This is a genomic window from Mycobacterium sp., assembly GCF_046095365.1.
Taxonomy (GTDB): domain Bacteria; phylum Actinomycetota; class Actinomycetes; order Mycobacteriales; family Mycobacteriaceae; genus Mycobacterium.
Window position 1 is genome coordinate 1 of the sequence record NZ_JBJTJF010000067.1, and the last position, 8,586, is coordinate 8,586.

Annotated in this window: 8 protein-coding genes and 1 pseudogene; 7 read left to right on the top strand and 2 right to left on the bottom strand. The window is 70.6% G+C overall.

Annotated features, from left to right (window positions below):
• The 6 genes from ACKOQ4_RS05175 to ACKOQ4_RS05200 all read left to right on the top strand — a co-directional run.
• A partial coding sequence (locus ACKOQ4_RS05175; protein WP_526289509.1) for an FAD-dependent oxidoreductase occupies nucleotides 1-1,278 on the top strand: 1,278 nt, incomplete at its 5' end.
• Entirely contained in the window at nucleotides 1,275-2,087 is an 813-nt protein-coding gene (locus ACKOQ4_RS05180) for an aspartate/glutamate racemase family protein (protein ID WP_526289511.1), read from the top strand. The genes ACKOQ4_RS05175 and ACKOQ4_RS05180, both read left to right, overlap by 4 nt.
• Nucleotides 2,084-3,073 carry a porphobilinogen synthase gene (hemB, locus tag ACKOQ4_RS05185; RefSeq protein WP_526289513.1) on the top strand — a complete coding sequence of 330 codons (990 nt, stop codon included), beginning with the start codon at nucleotides 2,084-2,086 and terminating at the stop codon, nucleotides 3,071-3,073. Before ACKOQ4_RS05180 ends, hemB begins: the two co-directional genes overlap by 4 nt.
• 7 nt (nucleotides 3,074-3,080) lie before the next feature.
• Nucleotides 3,081-4,220, top strand: coding sequence for an MFS transporter (locus tag ACKOQ4_RS05190; protein WP_526289515.1), 1,140 nt, complete (start codon nucleotides 3,081-3,083; stop codon nucleotides 4,218-4,220).
• A 26-nt stretch (nucleotides 4,221-4,246) separates the two neighbouring features.
• Nucleotides 4,247-5,035: an alpha/beta fold hydrolase gene (locus ACKOQ4_RS05195; protein WP_526289517.1), complete on the top strand. Its 789-nt coding sequence runs from the start codon at nucleotides 4,247-4,249 to the stop codon at nucleotides 5,033-5,035.
• Nucleotides 5,032-5,679, top strand: a complete 648-nt coding sequence (locus ACKOQ4_RS05200; RefSeq protein ID WP_526289519.1) for a TetR/AcrR family transcriptional regulator — start codon at nucleotides 5,032-5,034, stop codon at nucleotides 5,677-5,679. The genes ACKOQ4_RS05195 and ACKOQ4_RS05200 overlap by 4 nt, the downstream gene beginning before the upstream one ends.
• On the opposite strand, the gene ACKOQ4_RS05205 is transcribed toward ACKOQ4_RS05200, so the two are convergent.
• A complete protein-coding gene (locus tag ACKOQ4_RS05205; protein WP_526289523.1) occupies nucleotides 5,595-6,986 on the bottom strand; it encodes an MFS transporter in 1,392 nt (463 codons plus the stop codon). The two genes, ACKOQ4_RS05200 and ACKOQ4_RS05205, sit on opposite strands and share 85 nt — an antisense overlap.
• A gap of 32 nt (nucleotides 6,987-7,018) precedes the next feature.
• A complete protein-coding gene (deoD, locus tag ACKOQ4_RS05210) occupies nucleotides 7,019-7,729 on the bottom strand; it encodes a purine-nucleoside phosphorylase (protein WP_526289521.1) in 711 nt (236 codons plus the stop codon).
• A gap of 549 nt (nucleotides 7,730-8,278) precedes the next feature.
• Here deoD and ACKOQ4_RS05215 point away from each other — a divergent pair.
• Nucleotides 8,279-8,586: pseudogene (locus ACKOQ4_RS05215) on the top strand (hypothetical protein); the annotation flags it as partial.

Consider the following 8,586-nt stretch of genomic DNA (forward strand, 5'->3'; position numbering starts at 1 on the left):
GGGTTCATCGCCCTCCTTCAGGATCGTGCGCCGGAGATAAGCTCTGCCCACCAGCAGGCAACCTACAACGTCGAGGAGCGGTCCGAGGTGACTCCGCACGCGGTCGTCGTCGGCGCGGGACCGGTCGGAGCGCTCTGCGCGCTGCTGCTCGCCGCGCGAGGTGTTGCGGTGACGCTGGTGGAACAGGGCGGTACGTGGACGACGAAATCGCACGCGTCGACCTTTCACCCCGCGACGCTGGACCTGCTCAGCGCGACCGGGATCGACCTGGTCGCCGACCCCGACGCGGTCCGGGTGAGTGCCGTGCAGTGGCGCGACAGCCGGGGGCGGGTATTGGCCGAGGTCGACTACCGACTCGTCGAGGCCCTCACCGCGCACCCCTTCCGGATCCATCTCGATCAGCAGTCCCTGCTCGACCGGTGTGCGGCGCTGACGGCCGCCCAGCCGCTGATCGCCGTCGAGCACGGTGCGACGGTGGTGGGACTCGACCCGCGGCGGCCGGCGGTGACGGTGTCGGCCGCGGACGGGTCGCGCCGCGACGTCGCCGCGGACGTCGTCCTGGGATGCGACGGCGCCAACTCGGCGATCCGGGCCATGTCCGGCATCGGCTTCCCCGCGGCGGAGTATCCGACCGGCGCCGTCCGCGCGTTCGTCTCGACCGACCTCGCCGGACTGGCAGCGGGGCCGGCGATGGCGGGACTGTGCTACTTCCGCGGTGGCGGCGACGGCGTCAGCGCGCTGCGGATGAGCAACCACACCCGGCTGATCGTCCGGACGACCAACGAGCGCGACGACGTCGACCGGCTCAGCCAGGCGCTGGGACGCGCCACCCCCTTCGCTCTGCAGGATCTCGACGTCGACCGGGTCGACAGCTACCGCCTTCGACGAGGTGTGGCGCAGACCTACCTGTCCGACACCGGACCGGTGCTGCTGCTCGGCGACGCCGCGCACGTCACCTCCACGGCGGGCGGGCTGAACATGAACGCCGGCATCCACGACGCGTTCGCCCTGATGCCGGTGGTGGCAGACTGGCTGTTCGGCCGGGCAGAGAGGCAATCCGTTGCGAGCATCGCCGAGGTGAGGCGCCGTCACCTGGTCGAGGACGTCATACCGCGCACCGAGAGCCGGGTCCGCGGGTTGCAGGACGCCGACCCGGGCGCGCTGCGCCGGCACCTGGACGACATCGGCCGGCTCGCCGACGACCCTGCCGCCGCGCGCCGGTTCCTCATCGAGGCATCGCTTCTGGACGCCCCGCTCATGCCGGCAGGCCCCCGGTGAGAATCTGGCTGCAGAAGCACGTCGTGGAAGGCCGGATGCCCGCGCTGGACGAGTGGTACCGGGCGCACATCGCCGCGGTGGTCGACCCCGGCACCGAGGTCGCCATCCACACGCTGCCCCGGCGCGCCTACGACGTCGACGTTCCCTACGAGTACGTCAGCTTCGGTGTGCTGGCGGTTCACTTCAACCACTACTTCGCCCAGACCGCGGTGCGGGCCGAGCGTGACGGATTCGACGCCTGGGTGATCGCCGCGGGACAGGACCCCGGCCTGTCCGCGGCCCGCACGCTGGCGACGATTCCCACCCTGGGATACGGCAGTGTGACGTTCCACCACTGCGCCAGGGAGGAGATGCGGTTCGGACTCGTCGGCTTCGCGGACGGGCTGCGCGAACCGATCGCCGCCACCGTCGCCCGCAACCGCGCCGAACACCTGCTGACCGGCTACCGGCTGATCGCCGGCGGCAAGGACTCGGTGGTCGCGGCGATCGCGGGGGACCCGGAGGTCTTCATCACCGACTTCACCGCCGCCGCCGCCCGGGCCGCCGACGAGGGCGCCCAGGTGATCGTTCCGGCCGAGGGTCTGCCGGCGGAGATCCTGTGGCACTACGGGATTCGCACGCTCAGTGACCTCCCGGTGCTCGACCCGCTCGGCCTGCTGCTGAAGGCCGCCGAAAACGAGGTCCGTCTGCGCGCGCTCGGGTGCACCGGGCGGCCGACGACCGGGTTCAGCTATGCCCGGCCCCCCGACGGACTGATCGAGCACGTCGAGTCGGTGTTCGCGGGCAACGAGATCGAGGGCAGCCTGTGACACCGGGACGGCACCGTCCGCGACGACTGCGGAAGACCGCCGCCCTGCGTCGGCTCACCGCCGAGGTGACCCCGTCGGGTTCCGGGCTCGTCCAGCCGATCTTCGTGCGCGACGGCATCGACCGGCCCCGGGAGATTCCGTCGATGCCGGGCCAGTACCAGCATTCGGTGGACTCGGTGGGGGCAGCGGTGGCCGAGGCCGCGGCCGCCGGTGTCGGTGGCGTCATGCTCTTCGGCGTCCCGTCGGCCAAGGACGAGACAGGCTCGCAGGCGTGGCATCCGGACGGGATCATGCAGCGGGCGCTGCGGGCCGTGCGCGACGAGGTCGGCGACGACACGGTCGTGATCGGCGATGTCAACCTCGACGAGTACACGACACACGGCCACAGCGGTGTCCTGGGGCCCGACGGTGATGTGGACAACGACCGCAGCATCGCACTGTTCGCCGAAGTCGCTGTGGCACAGGCCAACGCCGGGGCGCAGATGGTCGCCCCCAGCGGCATGATGGACGGCCAGGTGGCCGCGATCCGGGACGCCCTCGACGCCGCCGGGCACACCACGGTCGGCGTCATGGCCTACGCGGCGAAATTCGCCTCCAGCTTCTACGGACCGTTCCGCGACGCCGTCGAATCGTCGCTGACCGGCAACCGCCGCACCTATCAGCAGTTCCCGGGCAACAGGCGGGAGGCCCTGCGGGAAGTGCTGCTCGACGTCGAACAGGGCGCCGACATCGTCATGGTCAAGCCCGCACTGCCCTACCTCGACGTCATCGCCGACGTCGTCGCGGCCACCCATCTGCCGGTGGCGGCCTACCAGGTGTCCGGCGAATACCTCATGGTCGAGGCGGCCGCCGCCCGGGGCGGACTCAACCGCGAGGCGGCGATCCGGGAGTGCCTGCTGTCGATCAGGCGGGCCGGTGCGGCGATCACCATCACCTACTGGGCCGCCGAGGCGGCGGGTTCGCTGCTGGACGGTCTCGAGTTCTGAGGCGTTGATGCGCAGGGTGGTGCTGCTCGCGGCGGGGACCTTCGCCCTGGGCCTGGACGCTTTCATCGTCGCCGGACTCATTCCCGACATCTCCGCCCAGACCGGCGTCGCCGAGGCCGAGGTGGGCCAGATGGTCACCGTCTTCACCCTGAGTTACGCGATCTCCGGGCCCCTGCTGTCGTCGGTGGTCAGAGCCAACGCCAAGACGCTGCTGCTGACCGCCCTGGTCGTCTTCACGCTGGGCAACGTCGCCAGCGCGGTGGCGGAATCCTTCGCACTGCTGCTGATTTCGCGCATCGTCGCCGGTATCGGCGCCGGTCTCTACTCGCCGACCGCGGCTGCCTCGGCCGCGCAGCTGGTGTCGCCGGAAAGACGCGGCCGGGCGTTGTCGGTCATCCTCGCCGGACTCAGTGTCGGCACCGTCGTCGGCGTGCCGGTCGGCCTGGTGCTCGCCGAGCGTCTGGGCTGGCGGTCGGCGTTCTGGTGGGTGTCGGCGATCGGGGTGGTGGCCGCGGTGGGAGTCGCGATCTTCGTCCCCCGGCTGCACATCCCCGCCCCGCCTGGCATCCGCGACCGGCTGTCGACCCTCACCGACCGGAGGGTCTGGCCGGTCGTGGCGGTGACGCTGCTGTTCAACATCGCCAGCCTCGGCCTGTACACCTACATCGCACCGGTTCTGCACGCCACGGCCGGGATCACCAATCCCACGGTGTTCCTGTGGGTTTGGGGCCTGGGCGGGATCGTCGGGGCGCTGGCGATCGGCGCGTTGATCGACCGCGCTCCCAGCGCCACGCAGGTGATGCCGTTGGTCATCGGGGTCTTCATCATCGCCACCGCGGCGATCGCGCCGGTGGGCGGGCATCTGATCCCGGTGGCCGTGGCTCTGGGCTGCTGGGGCGCCGCCGGCTTCGCCTCGCCCCCGCCGCAGCAGCACCTGCTGCTCGAACGCGTGCCGGACCGGGGGGCGGTCGCGGTCGCGGTCAACGGGTCGGCCATCTATCTGGGCAGCGCGATCGGCAGTGCGCTGGGTGGCGCGGTGCTGAACGCGGGTCTGCCGATGCGCTATCTGCCCCCGGCGGCGGCGGTGATCGCGGCGGTGGCACTGGTCGGCTACCTCGGGATGGTCCGCCGTTCCGGTAATAGATGACCGGTCGGTCAGGTATTGTGGGCGCGGTGACCGCAGGCCTTCACCTGGAGACGGCCGGCACCGGCCCGTCGCTGGTGTTGCTGCATGCCAACGGCGGCGACCGCCGCGACTTCGCTGCGATCGCGCCGCGGCTGGCCGAGTCCGGCTGGCGTGTCACGGCGCTGGACTGGCCGGGCCACGGCCGGAGCCCGCGATCGGGTGCGGAGACCGCCGTCGGATTCGGCGACCGGCTCATCGACGCGCTCGCCGACCTGGGCGGGCGGCACGTCCTGCTCGGCAACTCGGTGGGGGGCTTCGCCGCCCTGCGCGCCGCGGCCAACGCCCCCGACCTGGTCTCCGGTCTGGTGCTCGTCTCACCGGGGGGATTCACCCCGCACTGGGCCGGCACGACGATGGCCTGCCGCCTGATCGGCTCGGCGGCGGTGGCTCCCCGCGCCTACCGGAGCCTTCCCCGGCTCTACCTCCGGGACCGCAACCCCGGCGTCGCCGCGGCGATCAGGCGCGCCGAGGAGGCCTCCCGGTCGGCGGCCGGCGTGGAGGTGTTCGCCAGTGTCTGGCGCAGCTTCGCCGATCCCGGGCATGACGCCCGACCGCTGGCCGCTGGGGTGTGCTGCCCGGTGCTGCTGGCCTGGGGGACCCGGGACCCGATCCTGCCCTGGCGCATCGACGGCCGGCGGGCGCGGGCGGCGTTGACCGACGCGGAGGTCGTCACCTTCGACGGTGCCGGGCATCAGCCGTTCATCGAGCGGCCCGACGAATTCCTCCGCCGCACAGGGTCTTTCCTGGCGCGGCTGCGCGTCGCGAACTCGCTGTGACCGCGACGGGGCCGGGAACGGCGTCCCCGCCCCGGCGCCGAGGGCCGGGCAGCCGGGCCGACGCCGGCCACCCGACCCGGCTGGAGCTTCTGGACGCGGCGGTGAGACTGGCCGAGGCCGACGGGCTGGCCGCGCTGTCCGTCGCACGGGTCTGCGCCGCCGCGGGCCACGCCAAGGGAACCTTCTACGTGCACTTCCCGGACCGGGCCGGGTTCCTGGTGGCGCTGCACCGGCAGTTTCACGACGTGGTGTTCGGCCGGGTCGTCGAGGCGACGGCCGGCGACGCCCCGGGTCCGGCGCGAGCGGGGCGACGGCTGCTGGCCTTCTTCGACGGGTGCCGGGCATTACCGGGTGTCCGGGCCCTGCTGCTGGAAGCGCGCGCCGATCCGGCGGTGGCCGGTGAGGTCGAGCGGCGCAATCGCCAGGCGACTGCGGTGCTGTCCGCCGATCTGGCCGGGTGCTGCGCGCACCCCCGGGAGACGGCCCGGCTGCTGGTGCTGGCCGCGGCCGACGTGGCCGCCCGGGAATCCGGGCGCGGACGCCGGTTGGCGCCGGCTCGTCAGGCGGTGCTCGCGCTGGTGCCGGGCGGCACCGAACCGGCACGGCCGTCGGCTCGGTCCAGCATCCGGATGACGATGCGGTAGAGCACAAGGGCCAGCACGGTGATGATCGCGAGGATGAGCAGCACCGACCCGTAGGACGCGTGTTCGGGCGACTGGCCGGTGAAGGCGGTCAGCGACAGCTTGAGATCCAGCAGCTTGGCCGCGTAGGCGATACCGATGGGAACCGCCATGTTGATGACCAGGTTGTAGAAGCCGATGGCGATGCCGCCCTTGGCCTTCGGGACGTCTCGGATGGCCGTGGACAGCAGCGGCGCGTACATCAGGGCGAAGCCGGATCCGAACAGCACCATCGACACGGCGAAGGTGCCGACCCAGCCGCCGACGAGCATTGCCGGGATGACCAGCGCCAGGGCGATCATGAGCATCGCGATGACGATGGCGCGCGTGGAGCTCAGGCGCTGCGCGATCCGTCCGGTGAGCACGCCGACGAGCACGGCCGCGGTGTAACCGGGCACCAGCAGCAGGGCGACCTTGGACAGCGGCCAGCCGTAGACGCCCTTGATGATGAACGGGAAGACGAACTGGTAGCCCAGCTGCACCGAGTAGACGACGAACACCACGGCGAGCATCGCCGTGTAGCGCTTGTTGGCGAAGAAGTCCTTGGTGATGAGCGCGTCCCGGTGCGTCGCGATGTGCCACCGGAAGACGCCGGCGCCCGCGACCGCCGGCAGCAGGTACCACCAGTTGAAGTCCTGCATGAACAGGACGATCCCGGTGGCGATCATGGCCACCAGGAAGAGGCCGAAGACGTCCAGGTTGGTGGTGCCGGTGTCCTCGGGCGGGACATACTTCAGGATGAACGGGATGGTCAGCAGCGCAACGAGATTGACCAGGAAGAAGGCGGTCCAGCCGACGTAGGTGGCGATGAATCCGCTGCCGACCGCGCCGAGCAGCAGGGACAGCTGGAACGCCGCGGTGCTGTAGCCGAGGTACTTCTTCTGCTCGTCGCCCTCGAAGTGCTTGGTGGCCCAGATGACATACAGCGTCTCGGCGGCCGCGAGCCCGCAGGTCTGGATGATCCGCCCGGTCAACACGCCCGGGAACGAGCCCTGCAGCGCGAAGCCGATGAGCGATCCGACCGACATCACGATGACGGCGAAGACCATCAGCTTGCGGATGCTGATGGAGTCCGACAGCGCGGCGTAGACGACCGCGCCGACGCCGATCAGGATGCCGGGCAGGGTGGCCTGCAGGCTGACGGTGTTCTCCGACAGGCCCAGCGACGACGCGATCGACGGCGACATCAGCTTGAAGCCGTTGTCCATGATCAGCGAGAAGACGAAGAGCGTCAGCAGGACCGGGACGGCCTGCTTGGGATGCAGGGCCAGCCCGGTCTTCGGGCTGATCTCCGCGGACTCGGTCACGCCAGATCCAGGGCGATCTCGATCATCTTGGTGAACGCCGTCTCGCGCTCCTGCGGGGTGGTGTGCAGTCCGGCCGGGATGTTGTCGCTGACGGTGAAGATCCCCAGCGCGTCCACCCCGGCGGCCGCGGCGTTGGCGAACAGGCCGGCGGACTCCATCTCCACGGCGAGGATGCCCATCTTCGCCCACTTGCCCAGCGCGTCGGGATCGTCGTTGTAGAAGATGTCCGAGGACAGGATGTTGCCGACGTGATTGCGCTGACCGTGGTCGTCGGCGATCCGCTTGGCCTTCTCCAGCAGCCGGTAGGACGACAGCGCCGCGTAGGTGCCGGGCAGGCCGAACTGACTCAGGTAGTTGGAGTCCGTCGAGGCGCCCTGGGCGATGATCACGTCGTAGAGGTCGATGCCGTCCTGGATGGTGCCGCAGCTGCCGACCCGGATCAGGTTCTTGACGTCGAAGAAGTGGATCAGTTCGTAGCTGTACAGCGAGATCGACGGCACGCCCATGCCGGTGCCCATCACCGAGACCTTCCGGCCGCGGTAGGTGCCGGTGAAGCCGAACATGCCGCGCACCTCGTTGAAGCAGCGGGGATTGTCGAGGTAGGTCTCGGCGATGAACTTGGCCCGCAACGGATCTCCCGGCAGCAGGATCGTCTCGGCGATCTCCTCGCCCTTCGGGTCGATGTGCGGAGTGCGCGTGGTGGACATCGGCGGGGACTCCCTCGTCTTTCGGAGTTGCGGACCTTCGGAGTTGCGGACCTTCGGACAGTAGCGCCGACTCCGATCGCGCGACGCGGTAATCACCGGGTGGGACAGAGCCGGCGGCGGGTCTTGACTGCGAGGGATTTCGCCGGCCTCCGGATCCCGTCCCCGGGGTTGCCGGAGATGCCGTCGAGTCCCGGGGAACACCGGATGGCAGCAAATCCTCGTCAGCCCGGTGGGCACTGCGCCGCGGACCCGGCGCCGGCGACCGTTTCGCCAGACCGACGGACCCGCCGGCCCGTTCGGGGCCGCTGCGGCGGGGAAACCGCCGTTCGCCGTCAGCCATCGAAACGAGCAAACTGACCCCTGGGTCACAAATTGATGCCCAGATAGCTGGAATCCCTACCAAAACCCGTTGGCAATGCGGTTGACTTCCCGAAAGCCGGATCGGGTCGCCCGGCTTGTCGGTATTGGTTCACGGGACAGGGGTCTCGCCGATTGGGTAGGCACCGCAGGGACACGACGCACGGCAGGCACCGCCTGGCGGCGGGACGCGTGCGCGCCATCGAGTACGGCGCGCGGCTGGCCGGGGCCCCATCAAGCCCGGACAGCGCCCGGTATGTCGGTCGTGTCGGCGCGCTGGCCGTCGCCCTCGGGGTCGGATCCGCCATTGCCGCCGCGATGCCGGTCTCCTACGCCGACACTACGGGATCCGGTGGTTCCACCGGTGATTCGACGCAGGTCTCGTCCAGTCAAGTTCCGTCGAGCACTTCGACGAAGGCCCCCGGCGCCACCGGACCCCAGCAACGACGCGCCCCCGGCGCCGCCGCTGCCGCCGCTGCCCCCGAACAACCCGGCTGCCC